This window comes from Tissierella pigra (assembly GCF_009695605.1).
Lineage (GTDB): Bacteria > Bacillota > Clostridia > Tissierellales > Tissierellaceae > Tissierella > Tissierella pigra.
Genome location: NZ_VUNQ01000045.1, coordinates 1 through 19,920, shown reverse-complemented (window position 1 = coordinate 19,920; position 19,920 = coordinate 1). Strand labels below are relative to the sequence as shown.

The following is a 19,920-nucleotide window of genomic DNA, read 5'->3' as shown; positions in this document are numbered from 1 at the left end:
AGTTACACCTCCTATACATGGTTTTTAGGGTCTGCTGCGTCAGAAAAAACATTTCCCATCATATAAAATGAGATAGTTATTATGGAAATAATTATTGATGGAAAAATCAACTGGTATCTTTGTGCTGGAGCCATCATAAGAAGTCTTCCTTCATTTATAAGATTTCCTAAAGATGGAATACTTACTGGTAATCCTAAACCTATATATGTTAGAAACACTTCATATCCAATTGTTTGAGGAATTGACAGTGCAATGCTTAACATTATAACTGATACTAAATATGGAAGTAGATTTTTAGTTATAATTCTTCTAGTAGGAGTACCTAAACATTTTGACGCTAGGTTATATTCTCTATCTCTAATAATAACCGTCAAATTTCTTACAAAGCGAGCCATATCAATCCAACTAGTCAACCCCATGGCAATTATCATGGTATATAAGCTTGGTTTCATTATATAGGTCATCAAAACCAATATTATAGTTTTTGGAATATTATTTATTACATTATAGATTTCAGTTATAGGCCTATCTAGCCAAGGTATATACCCCCACATTGCACCTATGGTAATTCCAATTACTGCTTCCCATGCCCCCACAACTAATCCAATAAGAAGTGATGTGCGAGAACCACTCCATATACGGGACCAAAGGTCTTGACCAATTGTATTTGTTCCAAATAAAAACTCTGAATCTGGAGGATTATTTGAAAGCGGTAGTCTAGTTTCTTGATTTATATGGATTTCAGTTGGTGATTTTTGATTTGGTAAATAAGGTTGTATCAAGGTGAATATAAGTAAGAGAGACATTAGAATCAAAAGGAATACAGCTAGTTTATTTTGAATAAAAACTTTCCATGTAGAATACCAATAGGAGTAATTAGAGTATCCTCCTCTTTTAGCTTCTTCTTCATCATATTCCTGAAATTCAAATAAGTCTTCATTTATAGAATCTGTTAATTTATTTACTATACTTTTTCCCATTATCTAGCTCCTCCTTTTTTCTCTAAATTTATACGAGGATCAAAGATAGCCATAAGTATATCTCCCAAAAATAGTCCTACTATTCCTATGGAAGAATATATAAGTACTAATGCCTGTACTAAAGTATTATCTTGTCTTTTAATGACTTCCACCAATAGTCCTCCCATACCTGGAATTGAATATAAAGATTCAATATAAATTGAACCTGCTATGGTAAATAATATGGTGGCAGGAAGGTATTGTGCCATAGGGACAAAGGCGTTACGAAATACGTGTTTTATCATTATTTTTCTACCTTTTAATCCTTTAGCTCTAGCCAATTTCACATAGTCTTTATTCAATTCATCTACCATATATCTTCTTATCCACATTGCATAACTGGCTATCCCTCCTAAGGACATGGATATAGTAGGTAGTATCCAGCTTATAGGCTTATCTATATCAAATAATATAGGGAGTTTAAATACACTGGTCAAATATAATTGTAAGAAAAGAAAATATACTGCCGCAGGTACTGCTCTTATAAACACTACATATCCTGTTCCCAATTTATCCCACATCTTGCCTTTACCCATTGCCATGGCAATTCCTAGACTTACTCCTGCAACTAGAGAAATTCCTATGGCTGCTAGACCAAAATATAGAGAATATGGTATTTTATCTTTAATTATTTCGGCAACAGGAACCTTTGGTCTAAAGGTAATAGACTGACCTAAATCTCCTTCTAATAATTTCTTATAAAAGCTGCCTAATTGTTTATGTATAGGATCTCGCAACCCCATACTTGTCAAAATAGCTTCTTTCTGCTGTTCATCTAATTTATCATAAGATGCCCCGAAATATCCTTCTTCAGGTAATAATCGCATAAGTAAAAATACTATGGTCACTATTATAAATAGGGTAAATAAAGATTGTAATAGTCTCTTAATAGAATACTTTATCATGTTCTCCCTTCTTTCTATACATAACTAAATATAATATAGTATCTTAATTTATAGACCTAAGGATTACAAATAATCCTTAGGTCTATATTATTATTTGTCAGCTTTCAATGCCTTTGCACGTTCTTCTTCCCATACATCAAGTGCTTTTTTATATTCTTCTGTATTCATAGGCTTTTCCATGATACGCTGTCCCTTATATCTTTGTGATGATACTCCAAATGGTGAATACTGAGATTCAAATGGGTTCAATCTACCTGCTGCATATCCTCCACCACCAACTGCATAAGGAATGACAAAAGCTTCTTTGATTAAAAATGCTTCTGCTTCAGCAAATAACTCATAACGCTTATTTATGTCTCTAACTTCTGCTTTAGCTTTATTAGTTAAGTTGGTGTAAGTCTTTTCTCCATTGGAATCTGTATAGCCTTCTACATATTCTGGGAAATTATAGTTTGCCCCAGGAGTAAATGGGTCTGTATATGTTTCTGGATCTGCATAATCTGGTCCCCAGTTACATTCTAAGAATCCATATTTTCCAGAACGCCTTACTTCTGTTAAGAAGTTTGTAGGTGGTTTTGGATCTATTTGAATATCTATATAATCCTTTCCTAACAGGTTCTCCATCTGCTGTTCTATGACCTGCACTCTATTTGCTAATTCAGTTCCACCTGAGTTATATGGCATATATACTATTATTGGGAATTTTGCCTTGCCTTGTAATTCTTTCATAGCTTTATCTCTATATTCTTTTGCTAATGTTTCGTTAAATGAATCTGTATTTACAAATTCATCTAGTCCTCCTAATTCAGTATAATCCACTCCAGCTAGGTCAACAAAGCTCTTTGGTGTAATAGTATTTGATAATCTTTGCTCTGGATTATAAGGTTCTGATGTTGTCATGGCAGATTTTCTATCTAGTCCATGAAATAGTGATTTACGGAAGCTTTGGTTATTTACGGCAATTTTCCAATTATCTGGTTCATATTCAGCATCAAATTTAGGGTCAAAATTCAATGCGTAAAAATAAGTATAGAAATTGGTTCTAATTGGTCTGACTACATCTTTTTTAACTGGGTCTTTCAGCCATTCCTCAATTAAAGAAGCTGGAATCTCTGCATAATCAGTTTCTCCACGTAGAAATAATTCTGGGGATAGTGTTGCAGATTCCTGATTATAAGTTTCCTTTATTCTATCTATAAATATATTATCCTTATCCCAGTACTCCTGATTTTTCACAAGGATTCTTCTAGTTTGTGGCTCAAAGGTTTCCATTATAAAAGCTCCATTGTATAATACATTAGTATTGTCTGTTCCAAATCTACCTCCTACTTCTTCTAAAAAATCTCCATTAACAGGTAAGAAACAAATATAATTTAACATGGATAAAAAATATGGTGTATTTTCTTTTAAAGTATACTCCAATGTATAATCATCTAAAGCCTTTACTCCTACTTGCTCAAAGTCATCTATTTCCCCATTGTAAAACTCCTCTGCATTTTTAATTACAGAATAAAATATATTTGCAGTTTGAGATTCATTACTAGGGTCTAGTAAGTATTTAGCTGCATCTACAAAATCCTTAGCTTTAGTTTCCGCATATTCCTTACCATCATAAGTAAGCCACTTTACTCCCTCACGAATTTTTAAAGTCCAAATCAATCCATCTTCTGTATTATGCCATTCAGTTGCTAAGCCAGGTATAACCACTCCGTATTTATCATAATCAATTAAACTGTCTACCATATTTGCAGCTAAGGCAAATTCATTTGTACTTGCAGTTACTAAGTAGTTTAATGTGGTGATTTCTCCTGAATAGACTGTTGAATACTCAACAAGCTCTCCTCCTTTTCCTGAAGCCTTATCTGTTTTTCCCCTACATCCTGCCAAGATCATCATTATTGCTAACATCATTGCTATTAACCTTTTCATTGTTATCCCCCTTTATTTTAAAATTATATAATGCTGTCCCCCTTCCTCAAGGTAATGATTTTAGTATCAATATATTTAAGGTTTACTAACTATTTATTATGATTTTGAAAATATTATTCCATATAAATAGATTAGAAATAATTGTTATATAAAACAAACATATTTTAAATATTCTAACTAGGTTTTATTGACGCAATTATCTGATAATTTTAATTGTAAGTTGACATCAGTCAACTCTATGAACTAAAACTTAAATTTCTAATTTCTTTAAATCCTAATCCTCCATCATCGTTTAAGATGATTCTATAGTCATTGAATTCTGGTCCTCCTATAATTGGGTCTTCTTTGCATAACCCTGGACCATCTAAATCTATCTTTGTTATTATCTTTTTAGATGCTGCTAAATGAGCTGCTGCACTTACACTTAATTTACTTTCTAACATACACCCTATCATACATTCTACTCCATATATTTCTGCAACAGAACATATCTTTAGTGCATTGTGAATCCCACCTGTTTTCATTAATTTAATATTTATTAAATCAGCAGCTCTGTTTTGAATTATCTTCACTGCATCTTCTGGTGAAAATACAGATTCATCAGCCAATATAGGTATATTTACATTATCTGTTACAAACTTTAATCCATCTAAGTCACTGGCTAAAACCGGTTGTTCTACAAGCTCTATATTGAAACCTTTATCTTCCATCTTTCTAAGTAACATAACGGCTTCTTTTGGCTTCCAGCCTTGATTTGCATCTAATCTTAAATCTATATTATATCCCACTGCATCTCTTATTGCCTTTATTCTTTCCATATCCATCTTTGAATCAAGACCTACTTTTATTTTTAAAGTCTTATATCCTCTCTTTACAGCATCAATACTATCCTCTGCCATTTCAGAAGGCTCGTTTACACTTATGGTTAAATCTGAAATTATTTCCTTTTTATATCCTCCTAAAAGTTTATATAAAGGTGCATTATACAGTTGTCCGAAAAGATCATATATTGCAATATCTACTGCCGCTTTAGCAGATGTATTTTTAATTATAGATTTATCTATTCTGGTCATTATTTCTTCCATATTCTCTATATCCAAACCTATTATTTGAGGTGCTATATAATCTTCTATGGCACATCTTATGGACCCATTAGTATCTCCTGTAATTACAGCTGTAGGCGCTGCTTCTCCATATGCTACATGACCTGTATCAGTAACTACCTTAACTACTATATCTTCAATACTATGAACTGTTCTAAGGGCAGTTTTAAAAGATTTTTTAAGAGGTACTGTTATTTTGCCTACTTTTATTTCTTTTATCTTCATTTAATCCCTCCTTAGTAGTATTATTCTATATTATATTTCTTTATTTTCTCGTAAAATGTAGTCTTACTTATTTTTAAGGCTTCCATTGTCCTTTTCTTGTTTCCCTTATAAATGGACAAAATCTCCTCTATTAATTTCTTTTCATATTCTTCTAATGAATCCTTTAGAGATTTTATACTTTCATCTTTATTTTCTTGTTTATTTGATCCTAGTTTTATATGTTTAGAAAGAATATTATTTCCTTCTGCTAAGTTAACAGCCCTTTCTAAAATATTTTCTAACTCCCTTATATTTCCTGGCCAATTATATTTAACCAATATATTAATTGCTTCTGAAGAAATTCTTTTAGGCTCACATCCTATTTCTCTACATATTTTAGGAAGCAAAGTATCTATTAGTGGAATTATATCTTCTTTACGTTCTCTCAAGGGAGGTATCCATATGGGAAATACATTTATCCTATAATATAAATCTTCTCTAAAATTTCCCTTTAACATTTCCTCCTCTAAATTCTTGTTAGTGGCAGCAATTATCCTTATATTTACTTCAATCTTTTCTGTACCACCTACTCTATAAAGCCATTTTTCTTGGATAATTTGCAATAGCTTAACTTGTAAATTCATAGGTATATCTCCGATTTCATCTAGAAATATAGTTCCACCATTGGCTATTTCAAAAAAACCCTTTTTCCCTTCAGAAAGTGCTCCTGTGAAAGCCCCTTTCTCATATCCAAATAATTCAGATTCCAATAGAGTTTCAGGTATAGAACCACAATTTACATGGATAAACCTTTTGCTTTTAAGCTTACTATTTTCATGGATATGCTTTGCAAGAATAGTCTTTCCTGTTCCACTTTCTCCAAGAAGCAATACATTGGAATTAGTCTTCGATGCCTTTAATGCCATTCTTTTTACAGTTTCAATTTCTTTACTGTCTCCCCTAAAGTCTGAAAATGCTATATTCAATATCTTTTCTTCATTTAATTGAATTTCTGCTTTTTCCAGCTTATTAATGGCATTATCTCTTTCCTTTATAATTCTCTTTATTTCTGAAATATCTTCAACCTTTAAAGCCGCACCTATTCTGTTATTTTTGTCTTCCACAGGTAAAAGTGTACACATAGTAGGATAGCCATTAATATCTTCAAATCTATCTATATAACTAATATCTTCACCTTTAGCCACATTAAAAAATTCTTCAATTATTGAATCCGATTTATGAATTTGAAAAATGTTTTTTCCTATTACATCTAAAGTCTCCGTGTTTTTACCTTTAGGTCTATATACTTTTCCCTTTAGTAAATCATTGATGCTCTCTTCTCTTGCAGTATATCCATGGGATTGATAAAATTTCATTTCTTTAGTAGTTCCATCTAAAATCACCATATGTCCAATGGCATTGATATAATTCATGATAAACTCTTCATCTCTTACTTTAATGGATATTAGTTTATTTGCAAAATCTATTTTTATCTCCATAGGAATTTCCAAATACTCTGTGTTTAGAACTAAAGAACTTTCTTTATGATTACTTTTTAAAGTCTTAAAGACTGGTTCTATTATTCCATTTTCATTAAATACTCCAACTACAATAAGAGAATCTCCTTTACCTATGGTATTATCTTTTATTCCTAAAAACTTCAATGTTTCAGAGTCTATTTTCCCATCGTCTTTACCTATTGAATTGTCACCAATAATGATTATATCACCAGACTCTAACTTTCCTTCCTCATGGTGTTTTTGTCCTTCTTGTGTTATACCAAAAATTTCCTTGGCCTTTTCATTATAAATCCGAATACTTCCCTTATTATCTATTACTATAAATCCTTCAGACATCATATCAGTAAACATTTTTACATAGGATTCTGAATTAAAAGCCATTTAATCACCCTTTAGAGATATTTTTCATTCAATTATATCACTTTTTGATGATTTATTGTAGTACCATATTAAAATTTATAGTATAAACATCTTTGCTGTTATGATTTCCTGAATATTTTGACCTATATATTCTACGGTATGAGGATCTATAAGTGTCACTCCTGGATAATAACTAGCCCTTCTAGCATCTTGATGTTCTCTGAATCTTATTTCCATTTTAAATTCTTTTGGAGATTCTATTTTACATTTATCTATTTTTTGTAATCCATTTTTTACTCCTTCTTTTATTAACTCACAGGCAGTATCTGGATGAATATTAAATGTTGCTCCACCTTTTCCAACCTTTACATCTACAGTTTCTATATTTGGAATCAGTTTTTTTGCACTTTCACATAACATCTTATCTCCTGATAAAAATACTGCTGGAACATTGTAATATTCAGATATAAATGTATTGATTGCAAATTCAGATGCTATTTCTCCATTTATTTTTATCCAGGTTATTTTTTTAGAATTCATTGTATGTGCCAATGGATTTCCATCTTCTCCTGCTGCGGAATGATAGCCTATGAAAATTGTAGCATCAAAGCTTTCATCTATACCTGCCATCATTGATTCAGGAGATGAGTCCCACCCTCTTATGACCTTTGCCTCCTTGGGAAATCTTGATATATTCATATTTCTTGCTGAATCATGGGCATCTTTTATTATTATTTCTGTAGCACCAGCATCACAAGCTCCTTCACAAGCTGCTATGGTTTCCTTTATCATTTGTTCAACTGCCCATTGCCATTCACCATGACCTAATTCAGTTTCATTCCAATTAGTAACTCCTGTTATTCCTTCTATATCTACACTAATATAAACTTTCATTATTTCACTCTCCATTATATATTTAATAATTTAAGTAAAGCCTTTGTCTGTAAAAGAACTCCTACCTTTATACATTCTTCATCTGCTATGAAGTTTCCATTGTGAATTGGTGCTGTCCAACCCTTAGATTTATTTCCGCAGCCTAAATTATAATATGCCCCTTTTACTTTTTCTAGAAAATAAGAAAAATCATCTGCACCCATACTTGGAAATTCCTTAAACTCTACATTATCTTTTCCTAATAGGTTTTCAGCTGTATCCTGTAAAATATTTACCACTTCATCATTATTTATAAGAGCAGGATAACCTTCTTCAAAATGAACCTTTCCTTCACCTCCATAAACATTTGCTGTATTTTCTACAATTTCTTTTAGCCTTTTCTTTGCAAATATTCTTGTATCTTCATCTAATGTCCTTAAGGTACCAGATATAATGACTTCATCTGTTATTATATTATTTTTTGTTCCTCCATTGATTTTACCTAAAGTTAAAACAACTGAGTTAAGAGGAGATATATTTCTGCTTACTAGTGATTGTAAAGCAGTAATTATATATCCAGATATAACTATGGCGTCTACTGATTCCTCGGGATAAGCCGCATGACTGGATTTACCCTTTATCTTTATGGAAAATTCATTGGTGGCAGCATTCATTTTACCCTGTTTCAGTTGAATTTTACCTACATCTAAATAAGGCATTACATGGAGAGATAATATATAATCCACATCTGGATTTTGTAAATATCCTTCATCTATCATCTGCTTTGCTCCCCCTATGGTTTCCTCTGCTGGTTGGAAAAATATTTTTATATTTCCGCATATATTATCTTCCATATCCTTCAAGATTTTGGCTACTCCAAGATGGATAGCTGTATGAATGTCGTGACCACAAGCGTGCATTATTCCTTTATTTACAGACTTAAACTCTAAGTCATTTAATTCTTCAATTGGTAAAGCATCTATATCTGCTCTAGCCCCTACAGTTTTACCAGGTTTTTTTCCTCTTATTATGGCAACTACTCCTGTTTTAGCCACATTTTTTATATGTTCTATTTCCCATTTTTCAAGATACTCACATATTTTTTCATGGGTTCTATATTCTTCTTCACTTAATTCAGGATATTTATGAAAATCCCTTCTTATATCTACTAGCTCCCCGAACAAATCATCTACTCTTTTTTCTATATCCATCTAATTCTCCTTAACCAATATAGTCTATTATATCCACTATCTTTCCATCTCTAATATAAATCCTTGGTACTCTCATACTAATTTTGCTGATTATTTCATTTTTATTGGTTTCTCCCAATAATGCAGCATTATGAATATTTAAAGAACCATCAGTTCCATCACCATAAATAATCGCTTCTTCTCCTTCTGAAACTTTTCCTACATCTGTTAAATCTACCATACATTGATCCATACATATTACTCCAATAATAGGTGCCTTTTGTCCATTGACCATGACATAGCCTTTATCCCTTAGATTTCTTGGATAACCATCAGCATATCCAAAAGGCATTGTGCCAATTATACTATCTCTTTCTGCTTTCCATAAAAAATCATAGCTTACTCCTTCACCTTTATTTATTTTTCTTATATTATATATCTTGGTTTTAAATTTTAACACCTGTTTTATATCTAGTGAATTATGATGAAAGCCCTTTATACCATAAATTATAGCCCCAGGTCTAATCATATTCATTCTAAACTCTGGATAATCTACTGCTGATATACTATCTTCAATATGTGTATATTTAAAGGATATTCCTCTATTATTTAACTCTTTTATTGCATTTTTAAATCTATTATATTGTTTTTCATCTTCATCTTTATTTGTAAGGGCAAGGTGAGAAAACATACCTTCTACGTTTATATTTGGTAGTTTGCAGATTTTTTCTATTTCATCTATACTTTCCTTTGAATCTCTAAATCCCAATCTATTAAACCCAGTATCATATTTTATATGGACTATGGTTTTCTTATTATATTTAATCCCATAACCATCTAATACCTTGGCTTGATTATATGAAAATATGCTTTGGATAATATTATATTTCACTACATATTCTAAAAGTCTATCAGGAGTAAATCCCATAATAAATATTGGGTATCGGGGGAAGTTTTTTCTTAAATCCAATGCCTCATTTAAAGTTGCTACTGCTAATAAGTCTGATCCGTTTTCCATTAAGTCCTTAGCAATACTATTAGCTCCATGTCCATATCCGTTTGCCTTTACTACTGAAGCTATTGCCACATTTTTTCCCACCATATTTCTTATGCTTTTTATATTATATATTAAATTATCCAAGTTGACTTCAAGAAATGTATCCCTTAAAAGTTCCATCTATATCCTCCTATTTATTTGATTATATTAATTATAGATCATTTCTTAATATATCATCATAGGTTTCTCTTTTAACTATTAATCTATCTTTTCCTTCGGTTATCATAACTACAGCAGGTCTTGGTATTCTATTATAGTTACTGGACATGGAGTAATTATATGCACCAGTAGACAATACCCCTAGGAAATCTCCTCTTTCAACCTTTGGTATTTTTAAATCCCAAATTAAAATATCTCCAGATTCACAACATTTTCCCGCTATGGTAACTATCTCTGTTGGTTCTTCATGAATCTTATTTATAATTACACCTTCGTATTTTGCCTCATAAAGACTTGGTCTAGGATTATCAGGCATTCCTCCATCAATAGATATATATGTTCTGATTCCTGGAATTTCTTTAATGGCTCCTATGGAATAAATGGTCATACCTGCTTCGCCTACTACCCATCTTCCTGGTTCTATTATTATTAAAGGTCTTTCCAAATCATATGACTTACATTGCTTTTCTATTTCTATCATTATGGAATCTGTATAATATGACAAAGGCTTTCTGTGTTCGTCTTCAGAATAATGAATACCATAGCCACCACCAGTATTTAATTCCTTTGTAATAAATCCATATTCATCTTTAACTTTTTTCATTAACTTTGTCATTATATCTATTGCCTTAATATGATTTTCATTATCGGAAAGTTGAGAGCCAATATGGAAATGAAATCCTAGTAACTCAGTAAATTCTAAATTCAATGCTTTTTCCATGGCAGAACTTATGGTTTTTTCAGTTAATGGAATTCCAAACTTTGAATCCACTTGCCCAGTCTGTATATATTTATGGGTGTCACTTTCTAAACCAGGACTTATTCTAAACAGTATATAAACCTTCTTATTCTTTTCCTTGGCTATTTCTTCAATTAAATCCATTTCCTCTATATGGTCTACTACTATTCTTCCTACATTGTTTTCTATTGCCAATTCTAATTCATCTATGGTTTTGTTATTTCCATGAAATATTATATCTTCCATGGGAAATTCTGCTTTCATGGCAGTATAAAGCTCACCACCAGACACTACATCCATTCCTATTCCCTCTCTATGGACTATTCTAGCCATTTCCTTAGTTAAAAAAGCTTTACTTGCATATACTGCTCTAGTTTTTTCATGTCTATTTAAAAAATCATTCTTTATTTCTCTTAATCTCTCCACAATATAATCCTCAGACATTATATAAAGAGGGGTTTTATATTTTTCTGCTAATTTTACAATATCGCATCCTGCAAACATAAGATTTTTCATGTAATCCAACTCCTATAAATCATTTCTATTTTATATTATAACGTAAGCAAAAAATATGCCAATTTAAGAAATGGATAAACTTTAGGTTTTTTTTAAATTTAAACTTAATCTTAATAGTTTTTTCCTAATTACAGTACTCTTTTCCCCTTTTCAGAACCTTAAATTGACTTCAAATAAATATAATAGGTCGATGAATTTAACTTTTTCATCGACCTATACTTATTATAAAGCTTTTACTTTTACTAAAATCTTGTAGAATATGATTAAAGCAATTAAATAAATCATCCCAATAAACCCATAGACTTTAAGACCTATAAATATTGCAGCTAAAATCATTATTGGATGAATATCTAAACTAGTTGATACTAGTTTAGGTTCTACTATCTGACGAACCACTGTAACTATGGCTAATAATACCATTATTCCTACTGCAACAAATGTATTTCCTATAATAAAGTAATATATAGCCAGTGGTATATAAACTATACTAACACCAACTATAGGCAAAACATCCATAAATGATGCTGTAAAGCTGAGAATCAAGGCATACTCAATGCCAAGTATTGAAAATCCAATTAATGTTTCAACAAAGGTTATTAGAATTACTGTACAAAAGGCTTTAATATATCCTGTAATCATGCTTATTGCCTGTTTTATAACATTCTCCATTCTACGTTTTCCCTGTGGAGAGAAAATAGAATAGAAATTTTGATTAAAAAAGCTCATATCTTTTGAAAAAAAGTAAGTAGCCAAAAATGTGATAAATCCAATCATTAATACAGATGGCACTTTAAGTACAAAAGATAAAATAGAGTTTAAAATCTTAATTAATACATTCAGTACATTGTTCATCATAGCACTTAAATATTGATAAGTTTTTTCCAATATAGTAGGATCTAATTGCCCAAATATTTTACTTGCCTCATGGGTCAATTCCTTTATATAATCCTTTATAACTTCAATATTAGGAATCTTTGTAATAAGCAATATTGCTTCGTTTGTAATCTTAAATAATATGACTGATATTATTACCAATATTACAGTAAAAACCAATATGGTAGTTATTAAAGAGGATATTCCATTGGAAATCTTCATCTTTCTTTGAATATACCTATTTAATGGTTTTATCCATAATGCTAATACAAAAGCTAAAACAAATGGTAGTGTATAAGGCAATGTAAGAAAAAATAATACATATATTGCTGTAAAGACTGCAAAAAATATTCCTGTTTTTTTAAGTTTACTGATAAATAATTGATCAAACATATTAATCCCCTCTCTGTATTCAGTTGTATCAATCCATAATAATATGAAATAATTATACTATATAATTATATAAGATTACTACAATCAAATATGTAAAATTTACTAAAATGCTATTAACAATTAAGGAACAAAGGTACATACCTTTGTTCCTTAATATGATTTTCTATATCATGGTTTTCTATAATTTTTCTGCAAAACTCTTTCCAAATTCTACACATTCTGCTTTTCCGTTTTCATCAGGATTCCAAAGAATTTTTATTCCTTCCTGTACTAATTCAAGTTTTGCATCCTTTATTTTTTGTTCTAATACATCAACACATTCACCAGACCAACCATAAGAACCAAAGGCAGCCGCTTTTTTGTTCTTAAATCCTATTCCTTTTATCATTTCAAGGATTCCAGCTGTTGCGTGCATTATACTCTTATTTACTGTAGATGAACCAAATAATACAGCCTTTGACTTAAATAATTCTGTTATTATATCATTTTTATCTGTAATTCCTGCATTATATAATTTTACAGTTACATTTTTATCTACTGACTTTATACCTTCTGAAATAGATTCTGCCATTGATTTTGTACAATCCCACATAGTATCATATACTATTGTAATTTGGTTTTCTTGATATGAAGTAGCCCATTCTAAATATTTTTCAACTATTTGTGCTGGATTATCTCTCCAAATAATTCCATGGGATGTGGCTATCATACTAAGAGGAAGATTAAAGCTTAAAACCTCTTCTATTTTCTTAGTTACTAAAGCACTAAATGGAGTTAAAATATTTGCATAGTATTTGATACATTCAGCCCATAGTTCACATTGATCAACTAAATCATTAAACATTAAGTCTGAAGCATAATGTTGTCCAAAGGCATCATTACTAAATAATATATTGTCTCCACTCATGTAAGTCATCATACTATCTGGCCAATGAAGCATTCTTGCTTCTACAAATGTTAAAGTAGATTCCCCTATATTTAAAGTATCTCCTGTTTTTACCTCTACAAAATTCCAGTCTTCATGGTAATGACCTTTTAATATCTTTGCACCATTTGCAGTACAGTAAATTGGTGTATTTGGTATTTCTTTCATTAATAATGGTAAAGCACCACTATGGTCTACTTCTGAATGTTGTGCGATTATATAATCGATATCATTTAAATCAATTTCTTTCTTTAGGTTTTCAATAAATTCATGGGCAAATGGACCCCATACAGTATCAATAAGTACTGTCTTTTCGTCTTTAATTAAGTATGAGTTATATGATGACCCCTTATGTGTTGAATATTCTTCACCATGAAATGTTCTTAATTCCCAATCAATTTTTCCTACCCATTTTACCTTATCTGTAAGTTTAAAACTCATTATGACCCCTCCTTATATTTTTTCATGAAATCTTACATTATATTTACCCATCTTTTACATTAAATATTATTAATTTGTTATTTATTTTAACAAAAGGGGTAAAATCATAGTGAAAATATTTTAAGAGGTGAAAAATTTGAACTCAATAAAGGTAATGGTAGAGGAGCATGAAAATATAAGAAGAATGTTAAAGGTAATTAGAGAAGTTTCCTACAGATTAATGACTCAAGGGGATTATGATATAGATGATTTCCCAAGAATAATTGATTTTGTAAGAACATATGCAGATAAACATCATCATGGAAAAGAAGAGGATATTCTTTTCAAGACCATGAATGAGGAAATAGAAAAATTATCTAAATCAGGTGCAATAACTGGAATGTATATAGAACATGATATGGGAAGACTCTATATGGCAAACTTGGAAAAGGCCATAGAAGGCTTTAAATCTGGCGATGATAAAAAACGATTGGATATTATAGCCAATGGAATTTCCTATAGTGATTTATTAGATAGACATATAGAAAAAGAAAATACAGCTATGTATAAGTTTGCAGAAAACATGTTAAATGATAATACAAAATTATTTATTGAAAACGAATGTGAAAAAATAGAGAATTTAGCCACTGAAGCCGGTGTCCAAAATAAATATATTGCATTAATAGAAGAAATGGAGAGTAAATATCTATAGAATCAATATTAAGAGTGACCTAAGTACTAGAATATAATTACTTAGGTCACTTTTTAAATTAGGTAGTTGACAAATGGTATTTTTTGGTGTACCGTTAACTTAATACACTAGTACAAATAAATATAATTTAAAGGGGGAAAATATGAAAAAATTTAGTGTTAAACAAAAACAAATTTCTGTACTTTTACTAGCAGTTCTATTATCTACTTTTTTGTTTTCTAGCATATCTCCTAATATTTCTTATGCTGAAACAAAAGATTTAAAGGTTGGAGAGACATATTTTGGATTCAAATTAATTGAAGAAAAAAAGCTAAAAGATTTAGATGGTATTGGTAGGATTTTTCAACATAATAAGACTGGTGCCAAATTACTTCAAATAGAAAATGATGATGAAAACAAAGCCTTTTCTATTTCTTTTAGAACACCAGTAGAAAACAATAAAGGAATTCCTCATATTTTAGAGCATGTGCTTTTAAATGGGGGTTCCGAAAAATATCCAGTTAGAAATCTCTTCTTTGAGATTGTAAAGGGAACTCTAACTAAAAATCTAAATGGACTTACTTATCCAGATAGAACTACTTATCCATTTTCTAGTATGAATGATAAAGAATTCAATGATTTAATGGATGTTTATCTAAGTGTAGTTTTCAAACCTGCTTTTTATAAAGATGAAAATTTCTTTAAAGTTGATGGATGGCATTATAGTATTGAGGATAAGGATTCACCCCTTCAATACAATGGTGTTGTATATAATGAAATGAAAGGATCTTTATCCTCTCCTGATGCTCAACTTTATTATTCCATAATTCAAAGTTTGTATCCAAATACAAACTATGCTTATATATCTGGTGGAAATCCTCCTGATATACCAAGTTTGACTTTCCAAGAGGTAAAAGATTTCTATGATAAATATTACCATCCTTCTAATAGTTATATCTATCTTTACGGCAAAATCGATATATTGGAAAAACTTCAATTTATTAATGATAATTATTTAAAAGATTTCAATAAAAAAGAAATTGATTCTATGCCTAAACTTCAAAAACCATTTAATAATAAAAAGGAAGTAACAGTTCAATATCCTATTTCAGTTGATGATTCTATAGAGGGTAAATCATCTGTTGCTCTAAGCTTTGCAGTTAAAGGAGATTCTAGAATCGATACAATGACTTCTTTCAATGTATTGACTTATATGTTGTTTAATAACCAAGCTTCTCCAGTGGTTCAAGAACTAAACAAAGCTGGTTTTTATAATATCAATGCTCAAATTTCTTCTAATTTTCTACAACCTTTTGTGACAATAACGGCACAAAATATCAATTCTGATATGAAGGACAATTTTGCAAAAGTTCTATTTTCTTCTTTAGAAGATATAGTAGAAAAAGGTATAGACAAAGACCTTATTAAATCTACTTTAAATGTTGTAGAATTGGATTTAAAACAACAATATTCAAGAGATATAAACACTGGGCTTATGTATAGTGATTTAGCAATGTTTAGCTGGCTATATGATGAAAACCCATTTGAAAGTATTAATATGGCAGATAGTTTTAGAAAACTAAAAGTTGCATTAGATAAACCTTATTTTGAAGAGTTAATTAAAAAGCATATTTTAAACAATAATCATGGTTCTTCAGTTCTTCTTCAGCCAAAAAAAGGTCTGATGGAGGAAAAGGAGGCTGCTGCAACAGAAAAGCTTAAAGCCTATAAAGACTCTCTTTCAGATAAGGAAATCGAAAATATTATAAAGGAATATAAGAAACTTCAAGAATGGAATAATACTCCTAATTCTAAAGAAGTATTAGATACTATGCCTGTTTTATCTTTGAAAGACTTAAAACCTAATATAGAAGAAACTCCTACCAATATTAGTAAAATTGACAATATAACTACTTTACACCATCCTTTATTTACTAATGGTATTGGTAGTGTTAATTTATATTTTGATACATCTTCTGTAAAACAGGAACAAATTCCTTATATAAATCTATTATCTGAAGTCTTAGGAAAAATGAGTACAGAAAAATATCACTATTCTCAGCTTCCTGTACAGGAAACTATGTATACAGGTGGAATCAACTACATTCCTAGTACATTTACTAAGTCAGGAAGTAATACAGAATATAGTCCTAATTTAAGAATTTTATCTATTGCAACTGGTGAAAATTTAGGTTCTATGCTTGAATTGATTTCAGAAGAAATAAGTAAAACTAAATTTAATGATAAAGAAAGACTAAAACAACTTATTTCCATGTCTAAGTTCAATGTAGAAAATCAACTGAATAATATGCCTACAAATATGGCGGCCATAAGAAATATATCTTATTTCTCACCTATTTTTAAATATAATGATAATTTAAATGGCTTTGGCTATTATGACTTTATATCTGACCTTGATTTGAATTATGACTCTAAATTTGAAGATATAGTTAAAAATCTTGAAGAAGTCACAAACACTATTTTCAATAAAAATAATTTAGTAGTAAGTATCACTGGTGAAAATGCTGAATACAAAGCTTTCAAAGACAATCTAAACACATTAGTTAAAGTCTTGGAAACTAAAAACTTGACTTCACAAGAATATAAATTTGATATTAAAGATACTAATGAAGCATTTGTTGCTCCAGCAGATGTATTGTATAATTTTGCAGCTTTTGACTTTACAAAATATGGTACTAAATATAATGGTAGTATGAAGGTATTAAACAATGTTATATCCGACTATTTATTTAATGAAATTCGTGTTAAAGGTGGAGCATATGGTGCTTCCTTTGGTATAATCGATGGATCTAATATTCTATTTATGAGTTATAGGGACCCAAAACTAAAGGAGACTTACAATGCTTATAACGGTACTGTAGATTTTCTTAAAAACTTTGATTTAAATGAGAAAGAGTTTGAAAAATTTATTATCTCATCTCTAGCAGAATATTATGTTCCAGTCTCTAATTTAAGTAAAGGAAATACAGCAGATTATTATTATTTTACAGGAGTTAAAGCTGAGGATTTAAACAAAGAGCTTACAGAAATATTAAATACAAAACCTGAAGATATGAAGAAATTTGCTGAAATCATTGAAAAAGGGTTAAAAGAAAATAATATTGTAACTGTGGGAAATGAGAAAATAATCAAAGATAATAAAGACTTTTTTAATAGCATAAAGAATTTAATAAAGTAATATTTATGAGAATGACCTCTGATTTTGTAAAATCAGAGGTCATTCTATATTCTCTAAAGCTTCTATATCTAATAATAAAATTCTCCTATGACCAATTAATTTTATGATTCCCGTATCTTGAAAGGCTGTTAGTTTTCTGCTAAGGGTTTCTTGGCTCATTCCTAAATGTGAGGCTAAATCTCTTTTACTCATTTTCAGAGCTATTTCTCCTTTTTCATTTGCCATATTGATTAAACTCTCTGCAAGTCTTTTTTCTACTCCCTGTAAGCTTATATTTTCTACTAATTTTTCCACCTTTTCAAGTCTTTGACTTAGTTCTTCCATTACTTTTAAAGCTATTGCAGGATATTTCTTCATTAAATCCTTTAGTCTATATCCATCAATCATACATACTGTAGTTTTTAGCAATGCCTCTCCATTATCCCTTAGGGGCAAATGACTAAAGAGAGACAGCTCTCCCATAAACTCTCCAGGTCCTAATACTCTAATTACCTGTTCTTTTCCAGAACTTGTAAAACGAGTTATCTTTACCTTTCCAGAATGAATTACATAGAGATTTTCTCCCCTATGACCAGCCATATATATCATTTCACCTTTTTCAAATACCTTTTCTTTTGTTATTCTGGCCACTTCCATCATTTCTTCATAGTTTAAATTGCTAAAAATAGGTACTATTTCTATACAATTCTTTCCTTCTCTTTTAAAACAATTGCAATCCATTTAAACAACTCCTTATTATGATACTAGTACTTTAATAGGATAATTTTTTATTTCATCAAACATAAACCATTTTATCTACACAGTTGGGAAGCATAATTATCTATACCCTATTTATATCATATTAATAAAACTTTATTGTAATCAATTTGTAATTCTCTGTTCCTTGAAAAAGCTATATAATTATGATATTTTAGTATAGAGGATGGTGATTATATGAAAAACTTAACTAAAAAGATTTCTTTATTATTACTGGTTGTATTAGTCTTAACTATTTCCTTTGGATGTACTCCTAATGAGGATTCACAGAAAAAACTTTACACCAATTTAGGATTTTTAGAGAGTAAATCAACTGAAGATAATAAAAATTATATTGAAATTGCTGCCAATGGAGAAAACATTAAATTAGAAGTTAGAGATAAAAGCGTGTTCAATGGATTAATAGAAAATGAATATTATATGGTGGCATATAATGAGGATAATACTCTAGAATCCATAGAGATAAATGAGTTTATAAAAGACTTAGTAGTAGATTCTATGAAAGAAGGTCAAGATACAGAAGAAGGAGATTCATTTACTATTTCTTCAAGTAAACCAGCTGACTTTACTGATATGACTTTACTTGATTCATCTAAGGTAGACTATGACAATGATGGAACAGAGGAAACTATTTCTCTTTATACCATTGCTGGAAGAGGACCTGATGGTGAAATGGCCTGGGACGATGGACAGAATTGGTCTCTAGTTCTTCATGATGGTGATAAGGAATATGTATTATTTGATGATTATATACAATTAGGTGGTTTACATTTCTATTCATATTTTCAAGATGAAGACTTTGTAATTACCACAGTTCAATCAGGTACTGCAAATTTAATTCTTAAAGAATATAGATTTGATAAGGAAAATGATAATTTTATATGTACAGTAAAATTCCTTACTAAAGGTAATGTAAATATGCTTCATCAAGCACCCCTTAAATACTAAAAAGCCCTATATAGGTACTAGTGTTGCATTAATGTAAAATTTAAGCTTTGACAAAATGGATGCTCTAAATACAGCATCCATTTTGTCAATATTATACTATATATCATATATTTACCATCTATTACGTATGGAAAACCAAGG

Annotated in this window: 15 protein-coding genes; 3 read left to right on the top strand and 12 right to left on the bottom strand. The window is 30.2% G+C overall.

The window, feature by feature from the left end:
* Positions 1-11 precede the first annotated feature (11 nt).
* From FYJ83_RS15520 to FYJ83_RS15470, 11 genes are all read right to left on the bottom strand, one after another.
* Positions 12-980, bottom strand: coding sequence for an ABC transporter permease (locus FYJ83_RS15520; RefSeq protein ID WP_154442054.1), 969 nt, complete (start codon positions 978-980; stop codon positions 12-14).
* On the bottom strand, positions 980-1,924 hold the full coding sequence (locus FYJ83_RS15515; protein ID WP_154442052.1) for an ABC transporter permease: 945 nt from the start codon (positions 1,922-1,924) through the stop codon (positions 980-982). The genes FYJ83_RS15520 and FYJ83_RS15515 overlap by 1 nt, the downstream gene beginning before the upstream one ends.
* A 90-nt stretch (positions 1,925-2,014) precedes the next feature.
* Complete coding sequence (locus FYJ83_RS15510) at positions 2,015-3,853, bottom strand: peptide ABC transporter substrate-binding protein (protein ID WP_154442050.1); 1,839 nt, start codon at positions 3,851-3,853, stop codon at positions 2,015-2,017.
* A 236-nt stretch (positions 3,854-4,089) separates the two neighbouring features.
* Positions 4,090-5,181 carry a dipeptide epimerase gene (locus FYJ83_RS15505; protein ID WP_154442048.1) on the bottom strand — a complete coding sequence of 364 codons (1,092 nt, stop codon included), beginning with the start codon at positions 5,179-5,181 and terminating at the stop codon, positions 4,090-4,092.
* 20 nt (positions 5,182-5,201) lie between these two features.
* Positions 5,202-7,061, bottom strand: coding sequence for a sigma-54 interaction domain-containing protein (locus FYJ83_RS15500; protein ID WP_154442046.1), 1,860 nt, complete (start codon positions 7,059-7,061; stop codon positions 5,202-5,204).
* A gap of 75 nt (positions 7,062-7,136) precedes the next feature.
* Positions 7,137-7,934, bottom strand: a complete 798-nt coding sequence (locus FYJ83_RS15495) for a M55 family metallopeptidase (protein WP_154442044.1) — start codon at positions 7,932-7,934, stop codon at positions 7,137-7,139.
* A gap of 14 nt (positions 7,935-7,948) precedes the next feature.
* Positions 7,949-9,124, bottom strand: a complete 1,176-nt coding sequence (locus tag FYJ83_RS15490) for a M20 metallopeptidase family protein (RefSeq protein WP_154442042.1) — start codon at positions 9,122-9,124, stop codon at positions 7,949-7,951.
* Positions 9,125-9,134: 10 nt separating this feature from the next.
* Complete coding sequence (gene alr / locus FYJ83_RS15485; RefSeq protein ID WP_154442040.1) at positions 9,135-10,280, bottom strand: alanine racemase; 1,146 nt, start codon at positions 10,278-10,280, stop codon at positions 9,135-9,137.
* Positions 10,281-10,311: 31 nt separating this feature from the next.
* Positions 10,312-11,574: a diaminopimelate decarboxylase gene (gene lysA, locus FYJ83_RS15480; RefSeq protein WP_154442037.1), complete on the bottom strand. Its 1,263-nt coding sequence runs from the start codon at positions 11,572-11,574 to the stop codon at positions 10,312-10,314.
* Positions 11,575-11,796: 222 nt separating this feature from the next.
* The gene (gene ytvI, locus FYJ83_RS15475) at positions 11,797-12,840 is read right to left on the bottom strand and encodes a sporulation integral membrane protein YtvI (RefSeq protein ID WP_154442035.1); all 1,044 of its coding nucleotides are present in this window, start codon (positions 12,838-12,840) and stop codon (positions 11,797-11,799) included.
* 178 nt (positions 12,841-13,018) lie between these two features.
* The gene (locus FYJ83_RS15470) at positions 13,019-14,206 is read right to left on the bottom strand and encodes an anaerobic nitric oxide reductase flavorubredoxin (RefSeq protein WP_154442033.1); all 1,188 of its coding nucleotides are present in this window, start codon (positions 14,204-14,206) and stop codon (positions 13,019-13,021) included.
* A gap of 136 nt (positions 14,207-14,342) precedes the next feature.
* Between FYJ83_RS15470 and FYJ83_RS15465 the strand changes: the two genes are divergently transcribed.
* Together FYJ83_RS15465 and FYJ83_RS15460 are read left to right on the top strand one after the other, a co-directional pair.
* On the top strand, positions 14,343-14,897 hold the full coding sequence (locus tag FYJ83_RS15465; RefSeq protein ID WP_154442031.1) for a hemerythrin domain-containing protein: 555 nt from the start codon (positions 14,343-14,345) through the stop codon (positions 14,895-14,897).
* A 142-nt stretch (positions 14,898-15,039) separates the two neighbouring features.
* Positions 15,040-18,075, top strand: a complete 3,036-nt coding sequence (locus FYJ83_RS15460; RefSeq protein WP_154442029.1) for an insulinase family protein — start codon at positions 15,040-15,042, stop codon at positions 18,073-18,075.
* A 39-nt stretch (positions 18,076-18,114) separates the two neighbouring features.
* On the opposite strand, the gene FYJ83_RS15455 is transcribed toward FYJ83_RS15460, so the two are convergent.
* On the bottom strand, positions 18,115-18,795 hold the full coding sequence (locus FYJ83_RS15455; protein WP_154442027.1) for a Crp/Fnr family transcriptional regulator: 681 nt from the start codon (positions 18,793-18,795) through the stop codon (positions 18,115-18,117).
* A 213-nt stretch (positions 18,796-19,008) separates the two neighbouring features.
* Between FYJ83_RS15455 and FYJ83_RS15450 the strand changes: the two genes are divergently transcribed.
* A complete protein-coding gene (locus FYJ83_RS15450; RefSeq protein ID WP_154442025.1) occupies positions 19,009-19,779 on the top strand; it encodes a hypothetical protein in 771 nt (256 codons plus the stop codon).
* Positions 19,780-19,920: the final 141 nt, after the last annotated feature.

Bases quoted from the DNA above. Each gene is read 5' to 3' on its own strand.
- ytvI (WP_154442035.1), bottom strand. From the start codon at position 12,840: ATGTTTGATCAATTATTTATCAGTAAACTTAAAAAAACAGGAATATTT.
- FYJ83_RS15470 (WP_154442033.1), bottom strand. From the start codon at position 14,206: ATGAGTTTTAAACTTACAGATAAGGTAAAATGGGTAGGAAAAATTGAT.
- FYJ83_RS15500 (WP_154442046.1), bottom strand. From the start codon at position 7,061: ATGGCTTTTAATTCAGAATCCTATGTAAAAATGTTTACTGATATGATG.
- FYJ83_RS15460 (WP_154442029.1), top strand. From the start codon at position 15,040: ATGAAAAAATTTAGTGTTAAACAAAAACAAATTTCTGTACTTTTACTA.
- FYJ83_RS15455 (WP_154442027.1), bottom strand. From the start codon at position 18,795: ATGGATTGCAATTGTTTTAAAAGAGAAGGAAAGAATTGTATAGAAATA.
- FYJ83_RS15515 (WP_154442052.1), bottom strand. From the start codon at position 1,924: ATGATAAAGTATTCTATTAAGAGACTATTACAATCTTTATTTACCCTA.
- lysA (WP_154442037.1), bottom strand. From the start codon at position 11,574: ATGAAAAATCTTATGTTTGCAGGATGCGATATTGTAAAATTAGCAGAA.
- FYJ83_RS15505 (WP_154442048.1), bottom strand. From the start codon at position 5,181: ATGAAGATAAAAGAAATAAAAGTAGGCAAAATAACAGTACCTCTTAAA.
- FYJ83_RS15450 (WP_154442025.1), top strand. From the start codon at position 19,009: ATGAAAAACTTAACTAAAAAGATTTCTTTATTATTACTGGTTGTATTA.
- FYJ83_RS15510 (WP_154442050.1), bottom strand. From the start codon at position 3,853: ATGAAAAGGTTAATAGCAATGATGTTAGCAATAATGATGATCTTGGCA.
- alr (WP_154442040.1), bottom strand. From the start codon at position 10,280: ATGGAACTTTTAAGGGATACATTTCTTGAAGTCAACTTGGATAATTTA.
- FYJ83_RS15495 (WP_154442044.1), bottom strand. From the start codon at position 7,934: ATGAAAGTTTATATTAGTGTAGATATAGAAGGAATAACAGGAGTTACT.
- FYJ83_RS15490 (WP_154442042.1), bottom strand. From the start codon at position 9,124: ATGGATATAGAAAAAAGAGTAGATGATTTGTTCGGGGAGCTAGTAGAT.
- FYJ83_RS15520 (WP_154442054.1), bottom strand. From the start codon at position 980: ATGGGAAAAAGTATAGTAAATAAATTAACAGATTCTATAAATGAAGAC.